Below are 15,274 nucleotides of genomic sequence, written 5' to 3' on the forward strand. Positions count from 1 at the left end.
GGGGTGCCATGAGAGTGGTGGTGCTGCCTTTCTGGAAGGTTGGATCACTCTCTATGAAACACGGGACGATTCACGGTGCTCTCACGGCCATCATCGCTCTCGGGCTGACCGGGTGCGGTGGCGCCGATGATGAGCTGGCCGAGCAGGCCGGCAGCGAGCAGGGCTATGTTGCCGGATCTGATGTCATCACCCAGCTTGCCGTGGGCGAGCGGGGCGAACCGATCGAGCTGGCCGCCGAATACACCGACGGCACGCCCTTCGACATCGCCGACTGGCGCGGTGCCCCAGTGGCGCTCAACCTCTGCTACGCAGCCTGTTCCCCGTGCCGCAAGGAGGCTCCCGCCCTGCAGGCCAACTACGAGCGGTACCAGGACGACGGCGTGCGGTTCCTGGGCATCAACGTCCGCGATCAGGCCCCGGCCGCCGAGGCGTTCGCGAACACCTTCGGCCTGACGTTTCCGTCCATGCTGGATCAGGACGGCATCGGTGTGGCAGCACTGAGCACCGTGCTGCCGCCGCAGGCGGTACCCTCCACGGTCGTCCTCGATGCCCAGGGGCGGCCGGCGGCCCGGGTGGTCGGGGCGGTCGATGAGTCCACTCTCAAAGCGTTGATCGCTGACGTGCTGAACGAGTCGGCATGACACTAGCGGCTCCCATCGGCGAGGTGTTCTCGCAGACCGTGCTGACCGGACCGATGCTGCTGGCGATCCCGGTGGCCGTCCTGGCCGGGGCGGTGTCCTTCCTGTCCCCCTGCGTTCTGCCGCTGGTTCCCGGTTACGTCGGCTACGTCACCGGGCTGGGTGCCACCGCGCTGACCGACCGGAAGACCAGCCGGGTCGTCATCGGGGTCTCGCTGTTCATGTCCGGCTTCGCCGTCGTTTTCGTCGCCATGGGCCTGGCGTTCAGCGTGGCCGGTGTGCTGCTCAGCCAGTGGGCCGACACCCTCAACCGGGTGATGGGGATCGTCGTCATCATCGCCGGCGTCGTGTTCATGGGCGGGATTGGCATGTTCCAGCGCAGCGCCCAGATCAACAAGCGCCCACCGGCCGGCCTCTGGGGCGCACCCGCGCTCGGTGCCACCTTCGCGCTCAGCTGGGCCCCATGCATGGGGCCGACACTGGCAGCGGTTCTGGCACTGTCGACCAGTTTCGGTGCTACCGGCGCCGACGGCATCTGGCGTGGTGCCGCGCTGACGCTGATGTACTGCCTCGGGCTGGGGGTGCCGTTCATCGTCGTGGCCGTGCTCATCGTCAAGGGCACCGGCCGGCTGCAATGGGTCCGGGACCATCAGATCCTGATCAGCCGGATCGGCGGGGGCATGCTGATCCTCATCGGGCTGTTGCTGGTCACCGGTGCCTGGACCCACTGGGTCAACAGCCTGCAGGGCATGATCGGCGGTTTCGAGACCATCATATGATGCCCCCCTGCCCTGCCACCCCAAGTTTTCCCATCGTTGAGTCCATGCCGCCCTCAGCCGCACGGCTGGTACCCTAACCACGTTCTCTACAGGGGGTAGAAAGTGTTTCGAAACAATGCTGTGTCGCCTGTCAACCGCATCGTAGGTGTGCTGGCAGTCCTGGTGGCGGTTTTCTTGTTTCCGGTCGTCCCGGCGGCGGCACATGACGCCGTGACCGGGACGAATCCCGAGGACGGGCAGAGCCTGGATGCCGTCCCCGAGGCCATCGAGGTTTCGTTCACCGCCACTCCTCTGGCGATGGGGTCGGAGATCCAGATCAAGGACGCGGCCGGGATGAACTGGGCCGAGGGAGGCGTCGAGATCGACGGCAACATGGCCGTCCAGCCGGTCAATCCCGCCGCACCCGCCGGCGAGTACACGGTGACCTGGCGGGTCGTGTCCTCGGACTCCCATCCGATCGACGGCTCGTTCTCCTTCACCGCGACCGAAGGCGCAGGTGCTTCCTCCTCCCCCAACCCGGAACCGGCAGGGGCCGAGTCCTCCCAGCCGGAGCAGGCAGCGCCCGAGTCTGCCACGCCGGAGCAGCCGCAGACGGACGCTGCGCAGGCAGCGACTGGTGAAGGAGACGCGGGGGTTCCACTCAGTTTCATGATTGTCCTGGCCCTCCTCGTCATTGCACTGAGTGTCGTCGTCGCCGTGGTGGTCCGCCGCCGGCGGCTGGAAAGCGACGAGACATGACCGGTGCCCCCGGACTCCGAATGTGCTCCGATGGGTAGTGCCCCGACCGAGACTCCGGCCGGGACCGGGCGCTGGCGCTCCGCGGTCTGGCTCGTGGCTGCCTTTGCGGTCGCGGTCGCCGCTGTCGTGGTAAGCGCGGCGTTCTCCGGGGCGGCGGCAGAACGCGTAGCGTTGGATCCCGGCGCGTTCGTGCGCTGGGCACTGCCGATCGCGCTGACCGTGCACCACCTGGCGCTGGCCGTGGTCGTGGGCTGCCTGATCTTCGCGGCAACGATCCTGCCCCCCGGAGACAACGAGTCGGCACCCGGGCCTTCGAGCCCCCACCCGGCATTCGCCCGCGTGCGGGCAGTCGCCGCCGGCGTGTCCCTCGTCTGGGTGGGATCAGCGGTGGTCGTGCTGGTGCTGACGTATGCCAATCTCGCCGGCCAACCAGTGTCGGACAATGCCGAGTTCGCCAGCCAGCTGGCCTACTTCCTCACCGATCTGCTCGTCGGCCAGGCCTGGGGTGCGATCACCCTCATCGCCTTCCTCGTGTGCAACCTGACCTTCCTCGTCCGCTCCACCACCGGCCTAGCTGCCACGGCCCTGCTCGCCCTGGCCACCATCATCCCGATCTCGCTGATCGGGCACGCCGCCGGCAGCGACGACCACTTCGCCGGCGTCGGCGCCCTGGCCGTGCACTGGATCGGGGTGCTGGTATGGGTCGGCGGCGTGGCAGCCCTGGCCGTCGTGGCACCGATCTTCGCCTCCAAGCGTGGTGCCCATCAGGCGAAAACGGTGCTCTCCCGCTTCTCGGCGCTGGCCGGTGTGGCGTTCTTCCTCGTCCTGACCTCCGGCGTGCTCAACTCCGTGCTCCGCCTCGGCGGGTGGGAGGGGCTGCTGAGCCGGTACGGTCAGCTGATCCTCATCAAGCTCGCCGCAACCCTGCTGCTCGGCGCCATCGGCCTGGCCCATCGCAGCTGGGCCATCGCCCAGGTCGGGCGCAAGCCCGGCGGGCAGACAGCATGGCGCCTAGTCATCGCCGAAGTGCTCATCATGGCCGGAATCATCGGGGTCACCGGAGCCCTCGGCCGGACCGCTCCGCCGGTCCCGCGGGAACCGGAACCGGCGATCACCCCGGCCGAGATCCTCACCGGCTATCTTTTGCCGCCGGACCTGACCTGGTTCCGGTGGTTCACCGAGTGGCGGTGGGACTGGCTCTGGGTGGCGTTCGCCGTCACCGCTGCCGTCGTCTATTTCCGCGGGGTGCGCAAGGCTCGCGCTGCCGGCCACCGGTGGGCGTGGCAGTCCACCGCAAGCTGGCTGGCCGGACTGCTCGTCCTCGTCTATGTGACCTGCGCGGCCCCGACGATCTACGGCATGGTGCTCATCAGCGTGCACACCGTCATGCTGTTGGCCATCACGGTGATCATCCCGCTGCTCCTGGCCCTCGGTGCTCCCCTGGACCTGCTGGCCCTGACCGTGCAGCGGCGCACCGACGGCAGCCGGGGACCCCACGAATGGCTCCACGCCGCGGCTGCTGGCCCAGCCGTGAGGAGCCCGCTGCTCAGCGGTGCGGTGGTGGCCGTCTCGCTCGGTCTGCTCTACTACACCCCGCTGCTGCGCCTGGCCCTGGATTTCTGGATCGCCGACCAGATGGCCAACCTGTACTTCCTGCTCATCGGGTTCTGGTTCATGACCACGGTGACCCGCCCCCGAACCGCGGCACGAACACTGTCCCGGCGGACCGTTGCCGTGGCCGGGCTGGCCGGGGTGCTCCTGCTCTGGGCGACCGTGCTCGCGTTCGGTGTCACCCCCGTCCTTGAGGTGGACTGGTTCGGCAACCTCGCCCGCACCTGGGGGCCATCCATCGCCGCCGACCAGCAACATGCGGGCACCTCGGTGCTGCTGGCCGGAGTGACCCCGCTCGTGATTCTGCTCACCACGCTCCTCCTGCACCGACCACGCCCGACGCCCGCCGGCACTGCGGGTGCCTTCCAACCCTCCTCCACTGCCTCCCGCCGACCGGACAGAACGGATCATCCATGAACCCCGCCAACCGAAGCGTTCTCGTGAAGAGCAAGTCCCTTGTCTGGATCCTGATGGCAGCCGCCGTGATCGCAGCCATCGTCGTGGTCGTCATCGTGCGCGGCAACGCTCCTGACACGACCACTGAGTCCGCGACGTCAGCAGAGACGGCGGAGACCGGGCAGCTCGTCCGCGAGAACAGCCGCGTCCTGTCGCAGGCGCCGAACGAGAAGGCGGTACTGGTAGAGTTCCTGGACTTCGAATGCGAGTCCTGCCGGGCCGCCTATCCCCTCGTCGAGGAGCTGCGCACGGAGTACGCAGACTCCGTGACCTTCGTCCACCGCTACTTCCCGCTGCCCGGACACCGCAACGCGATGAACGCGGCCCTGGCCGTGGAGGCCGCCGCCCAGCAAGGCGCCTACGAGCCGATGTACCAGCAGATGTTCGAGACCCAGCCCGAATGGGGCGAATCCGCCGACGACAAGAGCCCAGTCTTCCGCTCCTTCGCCGAAGACCTCGGCCTGGACATGGCCGCCTACGACCAGGCAGTCGCAGACCCGGCCACCCAGGACCGAGTCGAGCTCGATCTCGCCGACGGCATCGCCCTGAACGTCAGCGGCACCCCGACCTTCTTCCTCGACGGGCAACTCCTCACTCTCGACAGCCTCGAAGAGTTCGAAGCCGCGGTAGCTGATGCGGCAGCCGACTGATCACATGGCAGAATCACCCGCCGCCCTCCGCTCCCCGACTCAGCTCGCTGTGCCCGTGTTCGCCCGACAGGTCCCGTTCGCCGTCGTGCTGCTGGTCACCGGGGTGAGCGGCTGGGGCGCCTCGGCGATCCTCGTGTCCGAACGGCTGGCCCTGTATGAGAACCCGGAACACGTCACCAGCTGCGACATCAATCCGTGGGTCTCCTGCGGCAAGGTCATGGGCAGCTGGCAATCCGAACTGTTCGGCTTCCCCAACCCGCTCATCGGGATCGTCGCCTTCGCCGTCGTGATCACCACCGGAATGGCCATCCTAGCCGGCGCGCAGCTGGCGCGCTGGTACTGGATCGGCCTGCAGGTCGGAGTGAGCCTGGGCACCGTCTTCGTCATCTGGCTGTGGTCCCAAGCCCTGTTCGACCTCTACCTCCTGTGCCTGTACTGCATGATCGTGTGGGCCGCAATGATTCCCCTCTTCCTCCTCCTGACGATCCGCAATCTCGTCCACGGAATCATCCCCGCACCCGCCGGGCTGGTCCGCTTCACCGCAGACTGGGCGGGGACGCTCGTCGCCCTCACCTACCTCGCGGTTGCGGCCTCCGTCTTCATCCGCTTCTTCCCCGCTCTCACCTCCCCCCTCTGAGACAACCCGCGTGGTAGCTGTCGCCTGCGCAACTCCGTGTAACACTTCTCACCCTTATCCCGTTCGTTATCGTTTCGTCATCTCTTCGTGCGTCAGTACACTCGGAGATAACGAAATGGTCACGTCTGCATTAAGGGTTAGTCGTAATGGGTAAGCACTCGGATCCGAAGCCGTCCTGGAGCGCGCATGCGCGCTCCCTGCTCCGGGACGTCGCTGCGGGCGGCCGCAATCGCGCCGGGCGCCATGGTCAGGAGCCGAGTACCGCCACCGGGGTGCTCAAATCGGTTAGGCGCCGCCCGATGGTCGCCGCCATCGCACTGCCGGCAGCTGCCACGACCGCGATCGTGGCCTCCTCGTTCGCCTTCGCCCCCGCGGACACCGCCGGCGTCGTCAAGGCCGAGGACCAGGCAGCCACCGCCAGCGCGGAGCCCGGCGCCCAAGACGTTCCCACGCAGGATGCCGAGGAACTTGAGAAGGAGCGGCATGCGGCCGCCGAGGAGTACCGGAAGTCCCTTGAGGACGACCCGAAGTACAACCAGAAGTCTGAGGTGAAGGCCGCACTGCCGGCGCCTGAGTCTTCGAAGGAGGGCTCGTCGGAGACTTCCGGCGGGGAGGCCTCGGACCGAGGTTCGAAGTCCTCGCGCTCCGACAGCCGCGAATCCTCGGGCCTCTCCGATGAGCCCTGCTCGGTGTCCAGCGGAATTGAACCCCAGCTAACGGCGAACGCCAAGAAGGGCTACCGGGCGGTCTGCGCCGAGTTCCCCGAGGTGAAGACGTTCGGCGGACCGCGCAATGATCCGGGATCTGACCACCACACCGGGCAGGCCCTCGACATCATGATCTCGGGCTCGACGGGAGACCGGATCACGGACTTCGGGATCAAGCATGCATCCGAGCTCGGAGTGAAGTACGTGATCTACGAGCAGAAGCTCTACGCCCCTTACACCGGTTGGGAGGGACGGGCCATGGAGGACCGCGGCTCGGCCACCGCCAACCACATGGACCACGTCCACATCTCCTTCAACTGAACAGGCTGACCGGCCGCTGCCCCCATCCCCCATGGGAGTAGCGGCCGGTCCCATCCCCCGGGCGATCCTGACGACACGTGGCAACAGGACGCCAAGGCGACGCCGAACACCCGGCTCGTCAGGCGTGTTGGACTGCGGGCAGTTCCCGGTCTCGCAGGGCAGCCGTCTCCACTTGGATCGTGGCGTGGTCGAAGGCGACGGGGAAGTGTTCCTTGACGCAGGCGAGGATCGCCTCCAGGATCTGCGGGGCGTGACCGGATTCGAAGCAGTCATCGTCGACGACGACGTGCGCGGAGATGACCGGCAGGCCAGTGCCGATCATGGAGGCGTGCAGATCGTGCACATCGCGGACGTGATCGAGCTCCAAGATGTGGGCGCGGACCTCTTCGAGGTCGACTCCCTTGGGAGTGAACTCCATCAGCACCCGCACCGTCTCGCGCAGAAGCCGGAACGCGCGGGGAACGATCAAAGCCGCAATGAACAGTCCGGCGATGGTGTCGGCGCGCTGGAACCCGGTGGTCGCGATCACGATCGCCGCGATGATCACGCCCAGCGATCCCAGGGCATCGTTGAGCACTTCGAGGAACGCCGCGCGCATATTGAAGTTCGCGTCGCGGTTGGATGCCAGCACAGCGATCGCGGCGATGTTGGCGACCAGGCCGATCACACCGAACACCAGCAGCTCGGTGCCGGGCACCTCCGTGGGCTCGAACAGTCGGCGGATACCCTCGACGGCGGCATAGGTGCCGACCACGAGCAGCAGCACAGCCTGCCCGAGCGCGGCGATGACCTCGATCCGGGCGAAACCCCACGTCCGCTCACTGCTCGGCGGACGCAGCATCATCGTCGCCGCGATGACCGCCACCAACAGCCCAGACGCATCAGCCAGCGCATGAGCGGTATCCGTCAGCAGAGCCAGGCTGCCGGTGATCACGCTGCCCACCGCCTGCGCCACGACAATGACGGCGATGATGCAGAACGCGATCAGCAGCCGACGGCGCGTCCCCCGATCAGCCCGCTCCGGGACATGACTGTGCACGTGCCCACCCCTGTCAGTTTCCGCCATGCCCCTCATCCTCCTCAACGATCGGCTCGTGATGGTCGTGGTCACGCAACGAAAGCGACACCCCGGACGCCCTCAGCAGCTCATCCGCGCTCTCGACCAGATCCTCCAGTCGGGCCGGATCGGCCAGCGAGAACCACGAGGACCGCCCCTCAGCGCGCACGGTGACCAGTCCGCAGTCACGCAGACAGGCCAAATGCTTGCTGACTGTCGACTGCGCCAGATGCATGTGGTGGACCAGATCCCGCACGCGGTGCTCGCCAGTGGCCAAGTGCTCCAGCAGCGCCAGGCGCGTCGGCTCGGCCAGCGCATGAAACAGCGCCGCATAAGCACTGCGCTCTTCGGACCCAACGGTCTCAGCAACCCCATTAATCGCCATACCGCGATGATAGCACCGAGGGGCGATAGTAAGTCCAAGCCTGACGCGGGCTCTTCCCTAGAAGTCTGATTCGTATCAGTTTGGGCTTTTCAGGAGGCTGTTGCGTAATTGGGCGCCATCCAATGGCAACCACCAAATGTGGGAAATCCTGAGTCGTCTTCCGCAACATGTGGTGGCAGCTGGGCGACGAATACTGATTTCGCAACAGCCTCTCAGGCGGCCGATTCCAGGCAGAAAGCGGCCCACGCGTGCCGCGTAGCGGGCGTAGGTGTCTCCGTGGGTGCGGAGCAGATACGGCTCTTCGACGCACCGGACCTGAAGCTCGACGGCAGCGAGCAGGACCACCGGGGCGGCCGCGGACACCGGGGTGGGGACCAGAAGCACCATTCCAGCGAGGGCGGCCAGCATTGCGGTGAAGACCGGGTTGCGGACAAGCGCGAAGGCTCCGGTAGTGACGAGGGCGGTGCGCTCAGTGGCGTCGACCCCGATCCGCCAGGACGCGCCCATCCCGGCCTGGGCGGCCAGCACGCCGAGCAGACCGGCGACGGTGACGACCAGGCCGGCCCAGTGCGTACCGGCGGGCAGGGGCCACGGCGGTGTGATGCCGGTCAAGGCGAGAAGCGGCCCGGCGGTGCCGAGCACCAGAGCTGCGGCGAAGAGGATCCCGCCCCACCACTCCGCCGAGCCGGGAGCCCCGGTCAGTCCCCGGAACCCGGAGGATCCGCTGCGCCGGCGATGCAGCCAGGTACGCACACCGAAAGCGGTGATCAGCCCGAACAGATAGAGGCCAAGAGCAAGCGCGGCGGCGGTGCTGTCGGTCATGCTGATCCTGTCTCGGAAAGTGGGCCGGTGCGAGAGGAGGGGGTCACGGTCGATCCAATCCATGAGGGCATGCAGTCGTGGGGCGGCAAGAAACCAACCGGGACAGGTGCCCTGTGCGCCGGTACCGGTCGCGCCGCCCGGGTCTTCGGTGGCAGCCGTTGCGCCGGCGAGGCCCTTTGTGAGCACTTACAGGCCGAACGCGCCACCCTCGACGAGGATGAATACCCCAAGACCGATCAAGACGATCGGGAACAGTACGTGCTCCCAGCGTTCGAGCAGCTCGGCGATCGGCCGGCGAGTCGCGACGAACTTGGCCATCATGACGAGGACCGCGACGAGCGCGAGGAACACGACGCAATAGGCGATGACGGCGGCTGGCCCCACGCTGAGGAAGACTGGAACATACACGCCGATGTTGTCCCCGCCGTTGGCGAAGGTGACAGCGGCGACGGTCAGCACGCCGACGTTCTTGCCTTCGATCTTCGCCTCATCATCATCGTCGTCGTCTCCGCGCCACGCTTGCCACGCCGCCCATATGCCGAGGAACAACGGGATGAGCCCGAAGTAGGGAATGGCTTCTGGGGGCAGGAATGCATCCGCCCCCAACGTGACGAGCACGGCGGCGGCCAGAATGCCGCCGAACCCGAGATACTGACCGGCTAAGATCCGGGTCGTTGTGCCCCGCTGGCCCGCACCGCGGGCGAAGAACAGCGAGAGCACGATGATGTCGTCGATGTTGGTGACTATGAACAGGCCGATCGCCTGCAGTACGGATGACAGGATCATGCGCCCGCCTCCATCTTGCAGCACGTTGGCACGGAACATGCAGGGTCAATGCAGCTGGCCCCCTGGTCAACCGCCAAGGTCGTCTCCAGCAACGCAGTCAGCGCGCGGGTCAGGTGCGGATCAGCGATCTCGTACCGGGTTTTCCTGCCTTCCGGTTCTGCCACCACGATGCCGCAGTCCCGCAGGCACGCCAGATGGTTGGAGACATTCGACCGCGACAGGCCCAGCTCCCGGCTTATCACCGCCGGATGGTTCGGCCCCTCAAGCAGCATCAGCAGGATGCGGGAGCGCGTCGGGTCAGCCATGGCGCGGCCTAGGCGGTTCATCACGTCAAGGTGATTGGTAATGGTCAGCACTCGATGAACTGTACATTGTTCGCTGAATAAGGGGCAACTTGCCCGCTCAGTGGAGAACTGCTGCCAGCCGAGGTTTTATACCCGGTACTCGGGTGCAGGTTTACGCTTGATGCCAACCAGCAGATAGTCATTCGCGCTCGGAGGACTAATCTCGGCTTCGACCACGCGGGTGCGCCAAGAGGAGGGTCATGCCGAGGATGTCCGCCCTGGAAGCCTCATTCTGTCGCAGCCGGCCGTGGCGCCTTCTGGCGCGGCGAGTGGTTCCCTGGGCGATTCAGGGCTTGCCTCTCGCCGGCAACGTGCTCGAGATCGGTGGGGGTAGCGGAGCGATGGCCGAAGCGATCGCTCGGGCCCACCCCCAGGTGCACCTCACCACGACCGACGCCGATCCCGTGATGGTCAAGGCTGCGCAGCGGCTCCTCACCCGACTCCCCACTGCTCAAGCGCGCCAAGCCGATGCCACCCGGCTACCTTTCAATGACCAGTCGTTCGACATGGTGCTGAGCTTCCTCATGCTCCATCACGTGATCGAGTGGGAACGCGCGGTGACCGAGGCGGCGCGGGTCCTACGACCCGGCGGGTCCTTCGTGGGATACGACCTGCTGGCCTCACGGATGGCCTCCCTGGTGCACGTGGCCGACCGCTCTGCGCACCGACTCATCGAACCCGCAACCTTCGAACCGGTCCTGGCGCAAGCCGGCCTCGGCCCGCTCCGTGTCCGGGTCTCCTTCGGCGGTCGGGTCCTGCGCTTTATCGCTCAGAAGCCGGACACAGTTCAGGACGATCCTGGCAACGACAAGCACGCGCCCGCGTAGAAAAGCCATGGGTAACACCGTGACTGCGAGGAGACGGCTCCGAGGGGTCTTGGGTGGGCACGAAATACGGTCCATCAGCAAGGCTCGGCCCCTGTGCCGGGCGGGCGCGGCCCCGGACACCATGATCGCCGAAGGGGTCAGCCGTCATGAGGGCTATTACCGGTGTCCCGGAAAGCGGAACCGCTCAGCGCGCTGTGCGTCTGTTGCTACCACAGACCAGCAGGATGCGCCTTAGAATCTGTCGGCTCAATCACCTCCCAGCGATCCCTCGCAACTGCTTCGTCATTGTGCTGGTGAATCCGTGCACCCCGTCGACGATCGCCAGGTGAACCCATGCAAATCGCTGAGCTGGTGGCGGTCGATCTAGTTCAGGACGTGTCCCCGTCCCTCATACCGGACGGAGGCTCCCGCAGCATCCCGAGGACCAGTCCCGCCACCCCGACGGTGACGAAGACGTCGGCTGCGTTGAAGGTGGGAAACCAGCCGGTGTGTAGGTAATCCACCACGCCGGCCCCGCCCAGTCGATCTACAAAGTTCCCCAAGGCCCCGCCCAGCAGCAGAACGGCTCCGCCTCGGGCCACTGTGCCCATAGCACGGACGTTCGCCAGCAGATACCACACCAATCCGGCGAGGACCAGCCCGGTCCCGGCGATTACCATCCAGGCGGGCAAGGACGCCCCGAGGCTGAACGCCACCCCCGGATTGTAAAAGACGCGCAAGCTGATCCAGCCCAGATCGACTACCTGGCCAGCGGGTAACGCGGTCTGAGCCAGGGCCTTGAGACCAAGATCCACCAGTGTCAGGACCCCAGCCCCGCCCAACAGTCCGACCACCTCGCGAGGCCGGGGCCGCTGTACAGACGTAGCGCTCACCAGCTGACCACGCGTGTCGACACCAGATGGTGGGGCCACCAATCCGTGGCCGGCCGACGCCTGGGCGCCCGCGCCTTGCAGCGGCGAGGCTGCCACAACGGCCAACGCAGGCCCAAACCTGTCCCATCACTCTTTATCGTCACCCTCAGATGCTACCGGTTCAGGCTATTGCCTCTCCCTGGGAGGAACAGGACGGACTTCTTCGTGGGCCCCACCCTTGATACGACCTACGTCCACCGCTCCACAGCCCGCAGGACACCGTATAGCAGACACGGGGCACCCCGGCTGCGGAGCACGAGAAGGTGCTCGGATCGACAGCGGTCAGTTTTCCGCCGGATCTGAAGATCCGATGAATGGTGACGAATCCCCTAGGTAGGATCGGGCAGATGGATATGGCATGTGCGGATTGCGGATGTGTGGTCAATCGAGGCGCAGTCGTGCGCGCGTGCGACCAATATCCCGATTGCTGCTGCCGGGACTTGCCGCTCACCGGGGACAACAGCGCTTCCCGAGACGAGTAGCGTCAAATTCGCGAGACCACCCAAATCCGCGCTGTGACGTCTGGCCGGTAAACGAGCAGAGCTTTCCCGATTCCTTGTGGAGCCGTCGGGGCGGAGGCTGTCACTATGCGGGCGGGCTGTCCTGGTCGAGGGGCAGGCTCAGCTGCTTTGCATGGAAGTCAAAGTGCATGGTGGGGAAGGCGTAGACATCCGCGACGGTCATCACGGGGGTGAAGAAGGGGTCCCAGCGGGTTGGAAATGCCATGTGCAGGGCCAGCGATCGCTGGGATTCGTTCTCCAGATTTGTGCCGAGGGTGGCGGTGACCCGGCGTAGTTTGCGCGCCATGCGGTGACGGTTGTAGACGCGGGCTGCGGTTCGGGACCCCCAGTAGTTGACCTGGTCGAATGGGCGGGTTCCTGCGTTGAGGAGGCGCGCGAATGCTGTGTTGAGTGAGGGCGGGAGGTGGCCGAAGATCTTGACTAAGGGCAGCAGGTTTCGGACCATCATGTAGCCGAACACCATATGGAACAACAGGACCTTGTTGCTCCAGCGGGTGCCGGCACTGCGCCGACGTAGGTCAGCATCCCCAGCCTGGGACAAGGCGTCTTCTAGCTCGTCGCAAGCTCGACGGTATCCGTCCGTGATCGCAGAGCGGTCCATGGTCGCCACTTTCGGCCAGGCACCGATTCCCGGCTTCCCTCGGCCCCATCGTCACCCACGTCCCTGCCGCGGTCAATGGTCGAATGGCGGGGGGCGCAGTCGTGTGACCGGGTGGGGTGTCAGAGAGCTGACGCTTCAAACTCTCCCGGTGGAAGGCATAGGGCATGTCAAACCGGGTATACCCCTTTGACGCTGTGACTTTGTCCGCTAATTGGCGGGGTTTTTCAGACGCTCAGTGGCGGCCTCCACTCCCTCGCACGCGAGGGGGTGGTAGCGATGCCCTGCGTGTCCGTAAGGCCATCCCCATACGACTACCGGGGTTGGCGACCCTCACCCCTGTCGACCCACCCGGATCGATACGTGCTGTGAGTCCCTCGGGCGCAGTTCCGATGCCCACTGCGCCGCTGACACTTTCGTGTCAGTAGGTCGAGGCGGAACGTTGGTGCTTGACCCCTGATCTTGGACACGCTGATTCCAGCACGATGCTGGGGAAGCGAGAATCCAAGGATGGCAAGGAAGAACTACACCGACGAGTTCCGGCGGCGGGCGGTGGACCTGTACGAGTCGACGCCTGGCGCGACGCTCAAGGGCATCGCGGGCGATCTTGGGGTCTCGCGGGGCGCGTTGAAGGAGTGGATCGACAAGCTCGGCTCCGGGACGACTGTCGGCGGTGGCATGGCGGTGCCTGATGGGCCGCGGCCGGAGTCGCAGGCGGCGCGGGTGGCCCGGCTCGAAGCGGAGAACACAGCGCTGAAGGCCGAGGCCCGCAAGCTCGAGACGGAGCGGGACATACTCCGTCAGGCGGCGAAGTATTTCGCCGGGGAGACGAACTGGTGAACCGCTTCCAGTTCGTCGAGGACCACAAGGACGCCTACGGCGTGAAGCGGTTGTGTGAGGTCATTCAGATCGCCCGATCCTCGTTCTACGCGTGGCTCGCAGCCGCGCCAGGACGAGCCAAGCGTCACGCTGCGGACGCGGCGTTGGCGGCGCGGATCCGGGTGCTGCAGGATCCCGACCAGGGCGGCGACCGCGCGTATGGTGCACCGCGGATCACCGCTGACCTCAACGACGGCGTCGCGCCGATCGAACGGGTCAATCGCAAGCGGGTCGCCCGGGTGATGCGCGAGCACCAGCTCGCCGGAATCCGGCTGCGACGCCGAGTGAAGACGACGATCCCGGACCAGTCGGGCAGGCGCTTCCCGGACCTGATCGAACGCGACTTCACGGTCGGCGAGCCGAACCGCAGGTACGTGGGAGACATCACCTACCTGCCCATCGCGGACGGCTCGAACCTCTACCTCGCCTCGGTGATCGACCTCGGCTCCCGCAAGCTTGCCGGCTGGCAGGTCGCCGACCACATGCGCACCGAGCTCGTCGAGGACGCCCTCCGCGCCGCGGCCCGCGAGCGTGGCTCACTGGCCGGCGCGATCTTCCACAGCGACCACGGCTCGGTCTACACCTCGAAGGCCTACGTCAAGCTCTGCAAGGACCTGAAGGTCATCCAGTCCATGGGAGCGATCGGGACGAGTGCCGACAACTCACTCGCGGAGAGCTTCAACGCCGCCCTCAAACGTGAGCTCCTCGCCGGACGCGCGGCGTTCCCGGACCAGGCCACCGCCTACCGGGCCGTGTTCCGCTGGGTGAACCGCTACAACACCCGCCGACGCCACTCCGCGATCGGCAACATCAGCCCGAACACCTACGAAGCCGCCGCATCCGCTACCCTCGCGGAAGCGGCATAACCGAACCGACACCGTGTCCACGATCGAGGGTCAAGGCCCGTTCCAGCTGTGCGGCTGGGGCTCGGTCGACCACCACCCCTCGATGGCGTGTCCGTGCGGCGTCGGGCTTGGCTACAGGTACCGGCAGACCTGGTCGGAGCTGCACGTGTCGGGCTCAACGTGCTCGGCCTGGTCGCGTAGCCCGGCGAGGGTGTCGCGCAGGTCGTGGAGCTGTCTGAGTTTCAGGTCAATGTCGGTCAGGCGTGCGTCGAGCAGGTCGCGTACGTGATCGCAGGGAGCTTGGCCGTGGTCGCGGATGTCGAGGACCTGCCGGATCTGGGCGAGGGAGAGTCCGGCGGCTTGGCCGCGGTGGATGAAGTCGATCCGGGTGAGGCTCTCGGTCGTGTAGTCGCGGTAGCCGCCGGGCGTGCGCTCGGCCAGGGGCAAGAGCCCCTGGTCTTCATAGAACCGCAGAGTCTTCGTGGTCGTGCCGGCCGCTTCAGCGAGCTCCCCGATCCGCATCCTCACCCCTCGTGTGTCACAGGTCTCACCCTTGACCTTCCCCTGTACTGGAAGCTTTAGTATCGCCGCATCAGGAGGATTTCTCAACAGTCCGGGGAGGGTTCGGGATGCAGTCGAAGATTGATCTGGCCGTGATCGGGTCGGGTGGCGCGGCGTTCGCCGCAGCGATCCGCGCCACCACGCTGGGTGGGGTGTGATCATTTGAGTGGACTCCAAAACACGAAGGAGAATCCACGCCAT

The 15,274-nt window shown here is 66.2% G+C and carries 17 protein-coding genes; 9 read left to right on the top strand and 8 right to left on the bottom strand.

Translation table 11 applies throughout. The features are described 5' to 3' along the window. Positions 1-8 precede the first annotated feature (8 nt). The 7 genes from ABD172_RS12810 to ABD172_RS12840 all read left to right on the top strand — a co-directional run bounded on the left by ABD172_RS12810 (position 9) and on the right by ABD172_RS12840 (position 6,537). Positions 9-641, top strand: coding sequence for a TlpA family protein disulfide reductase (locus tag ABD172_RS12810; RefSeq protein ID WP_344310242.1), 633 nt, complete (start codon positions 9-11; stop codon positions 639-641). Further along, the gene (locus tag ABD172_RS12815) at positions 638-1,417 is read left to right on the top strand and encodes a cytochrome c biogenesis CcdA family protein (protein ID WP_019157862.1); all 780 of its coding nucleotides are present in this window, start codon (positions 638-640) and stop codon (positions 1,415-1,417) included. Before ABD172_RS12810 ends, ABD172_RS12815 begins: the two co-directional genes overlap by 4 nt. 120 nt (positions 1,418-1,537) lie before the next feature. Beyond that, positions 1,538-2,155, top strand: a complete 618-nt coding sequence (locus tag ABD172_RS12820) for a copper resistance CopC family protein (protein ID WP_344310226.1) — start codon at positions 1,538-1,540, stop codon at positions 2,153-2,155. A 93-nt stretch (positions 2,156-2,248) separates the two neighbouring features. After that, on the top strand, positions 2,249-4,183 hold the full coding sequence (locus ABD172_RS12825; protein WP_344310228.1) for a bifunctional copper resistance protein CopD/cytochrome c oxidase assembly protein: 1,935 nt from the start codon (positions 2,249-2,251) through the stop codon (positions 4,181-4,183). After that, a complete protein-coding gene (locus ABD172_RS12830) occupies positions 4,180-4,872 on the top strand; it encodes a DsbA family protein (RefSeq protein WP_019157865.1) in 693 nt (230 codons plus the stop codon). Before ABD172_RS12825 ends, ABD172_RS12830 begins: the two co-directional genes overlap by 4 nt. 4 nt (positions 4,873-4,876) lie before the next feature. Further along, complete coding sequence (locus ABD172_RS12835; protein ID WP_019157866.1) at positions 4,877-5,509, top strand: vitamin K epoxide reductase family protein; 633 nt, start codon at positions 4,877-4,879, stop codon at positions 5,507-5,509. A 146-nt stretch (positions 5,510-5,655) separates the two neighbouring features. Further along, on the top strand, positions 5,656-6,537 hold the full coding sequence (locus ABD172_RS12840; protein WP_344310229.1) for a VldE C-terminal domain-containing protein: 882 nt from the start codon (positions 5,656-5,658) through the stop codon (positions 6,535-6,537). Positions 6,538-6,655: 118 nt separating this feature from the next. On the opposite strand, the gene ABD172_RS12845 is transcribed toward ABD172_RS12840, so the two are convergent. From ABD172_RS12845 to cmtR, 5 genes are all read right to left on the bottom strand, one after another. After that, positions 6,656-7,603: a cation diffusion facilitator family transporter gene (locus ABD172_RS12845; RefSeq protein WP_026077661.1), complete on the bottom strand. Its 948-nt coding sequence runs from the start codon at positions 7,601-7,603 to the stop codon at positions 6,656-6,658. After that, the gene (locus ABD172_RS12850) at positions 7,590-7,979 is read right to left on the bottom strand and encodes an ArsR/SmtB family transcription factor (protein ID WP_344310232.1); all 390 of its coding nucleotides are present in this window, start codon (positions 7,977-7,979) and stop codon (positions 7,590-7,592) included. The genes ABD172_RS12845 and ABD172_RS12850 overlap by 14 nt, the downstream gene beginning before the upstream one ends. A 75-nt stretch (positions 7,980-8,054) precedes the next feature. Next, positions 8,055-8,801: a methyltransferase family protein gene (locus ABD172_RS12855; RefSeq protein ID WP_344310234.1), complete on the bottom strand. Its 747-nt coding sequence runs from the start codon at positions 8,799-8,801 to the stop codon at positions 8,055-8,057. A gap of 186 nt (positions 8,802-8,987) precedes the next feature. Continuing rightward, positions 8,988-9,587: a cadmium resistance transporter gene (locus ABD172_RS12860; RefSeq protein WP_019160290.1), complete on the bottom strand. Its 600-nt coding sequence runs from the start codon at positions 9,585-9,587 to the stop codon at positions 8,988-8,990. Continuing rightward, positions 9,584-9,943: a Cd(II)/Pb(II)-sensing metalloregulatory transcriptional regulator CmtR gene (gene cmtR, locus ABD172_RS12865; protein WP_019160289.1), complete on the bottom strand. Its 360-nt coding sequence runs from the start codon at positions 9,941-9,943 to the stop codon at positions 9,584-9,586. Before cmtR ends, ABD172_RS12860 begins: the two co-directional genes overlap by 4 nt. A 197-nt stretch (positions 9,944-10,140) precedes the next feature. Here cmtR and ABD172_RS12870 point away from each other — a divergent pair, with 197 nt between their 5' ends. After that, positions 10,141-10,758, top strand: coding sequence for a class I SAM-dependent methyltransferase (locus tag ABD172_RS12870; protein WP_245533367.1), 618 nt, complete (start codon positions 10,141-10,143; stop codon positions 10,756-10,758). Positions 10,759-11,126: 368 nt separating this feature from the next. Here ABD172_RS12870 and lspA read toward each other — a convergent pair whose 3' ends face one another. Further along, the gene (gene lspA, locus ABD172_RS12875; protein WP_344310244.1) at positions 11,127-11,726 is read right to left on the bottom strand and encodes a signal peptidase II; all 600 of its coding nucleotides are present in this window, start codon (positions 11,724-11,726) and stop codon (positions 11,127-11,129) included. Between the two features lie 528 nt (positions 11,727-12,254). Continuing rightward, positions 12,255-12,791 carry a DinB family protein gene (locus tag ABD172_RS12880; protein ID WP_026077658.1) on the bottom strand — a complete coding sequence of 179 codons (537 nt, stop codon included), beginning with the start codon at positions 12,789-12,791 and terminating at the stop codon, positions 12,255-12,257. Positions 12,792-13,298: 507 nt separating this feature from the next. Between ABD172_RS12880 and ABD172_RS12885 the strand changes: the two genes are divergently transcribed. Then, a protein-coding gene (locus tag ABD172_RS12885) for an IS3 family transposase (protein ID WP_344310239.1) occupies positions 13,299-14,533 on the top strand; the annotation gives its coding sequence in 2 pieces (ribosomal slippage) (positions 13,299-13,608 and positions 13,608-14,533; 1,236 coding nt in all). 111 nt (positions 14,534-14,644) lie between these two features. On the opposite strand, the gene ABD172_RS12890 is transcribed toward ABD172_RS12885, so the two are convergent. Beyond that, positions 14,645-15,034, bottom strand: coding sequence for a heavy metal-responsive transcriptional regulator (locus tag ABD172_RS12890; protein ID WP_344310241.1), 390 nt, complete (start codon positions 15,032-15,034; stop codon positions 14,645-14,647). Between the last annotated feature and the right edge of the window lie 240 nt (positions 15,035-15,274).

The organism is Brevibacterium samyangense (genome assembly GCF_039529845.1).
Taxonomy (GTDB): Bacteria; Actinomycetota; Actinomycetes; order Actinomycetales; family Brevibacteriaceae; genus Brevibacterium; species Brevibacterium samyangense.

What these genes read in the sequence shown, in the direction of transcription:
- ABD172_RS12830 (WP_019157865.1), top strand. Translation starts at nt 4,180, where the DNA reads ATGAACCCCGCCAACCGAAGCGTTCTCGTGAAGAGCAAGTCCCTTGTC.
- ABD172_RS12855 (WP_344310234.1), bottom strand. Translation starts at nt 8,801, where the DNA reads ATGACCGACAGCACCGCCGCCGCGCTTGCTCTTGGCCTCTATCTGTTC.
- ABD172_RS12845 (WP_026077661.1), bottom strand. Translation starts at nt 7,603, where the DNA reads ATGGCGGAAACTGACAGGGGTGGGCACGTGCACAGTCATGTCCCGGAG.
- ABD172_RS12890 (WP_344310241.1), bottom strand. Translation starts at nt 15,034, where the DNA reads ATGCGGATCGGGGAGCTCGCTGAAGCGGCCGGCACGACCACGAAGACT.
- ABD172_RS12815 (WP_019157862.1), top strand. Translation starts at nt 638, where the DNA reads ATGACACTAGCGGCTCCCATCGGCGAGGTGTTCTCGCAGACCGTGCTG.
- ABD172_RS12835 (WP_019157866.1), top strand. Translation starts at nt 4,877, where the DNA reads ATGGCAGAATCACCCGCCGCCCTCCGCTCCCCGACTCAGCTCGCTGTG.
- ABD172_RS12870 (WP_245533367.1), top strand. Translation starts at nt 10,141, where the DNA reads ATGTCCGCCCTGGAAGCCTCATTCTGTCGCAGCCGGCCGTGGCGCCTT.
- ABD172_RS12810 (WP_344310242.1), top strand. Translation starts at nt 9, where the DNA reads ATGAGAGTGGTGGTGCTGCCTTTCTGGAAGGTTGGATCACTCTCTATG.
- ABD172_RS12840 (WP_344310229.1), top strand. Translation starts at nt 5,656, where the DNA reads ATGGGTAAGCACTCGGATCCGAAGCCGTCCTGGAGCGCGCATGCGCGC.
- ABD172_RS12880 (WP_026077658.1), bottom strand. Translation starts at nt 12,791, where the DNA reads ATGGACCGCTCTGCGATCACGGACGGATACCGTCGAGCTTGCGACGAG.
- ABD172_RS12850 (WP_344310232.1), bottom strand. Translation starts at nt 7,979, where the DNA reads ATGGCGATTAATGGGGTTGCTGAGACCGTTGGGTCCGAAGAGCGCAGT.
- ABD172_RS12860 (WP_019160290.1), bottom strand. Translation starts at nt 9,587, where the DNA reads ATGATCCTGTCATCCGTACTGCAGGCGATCGGCCTGTTCATAGTCACC.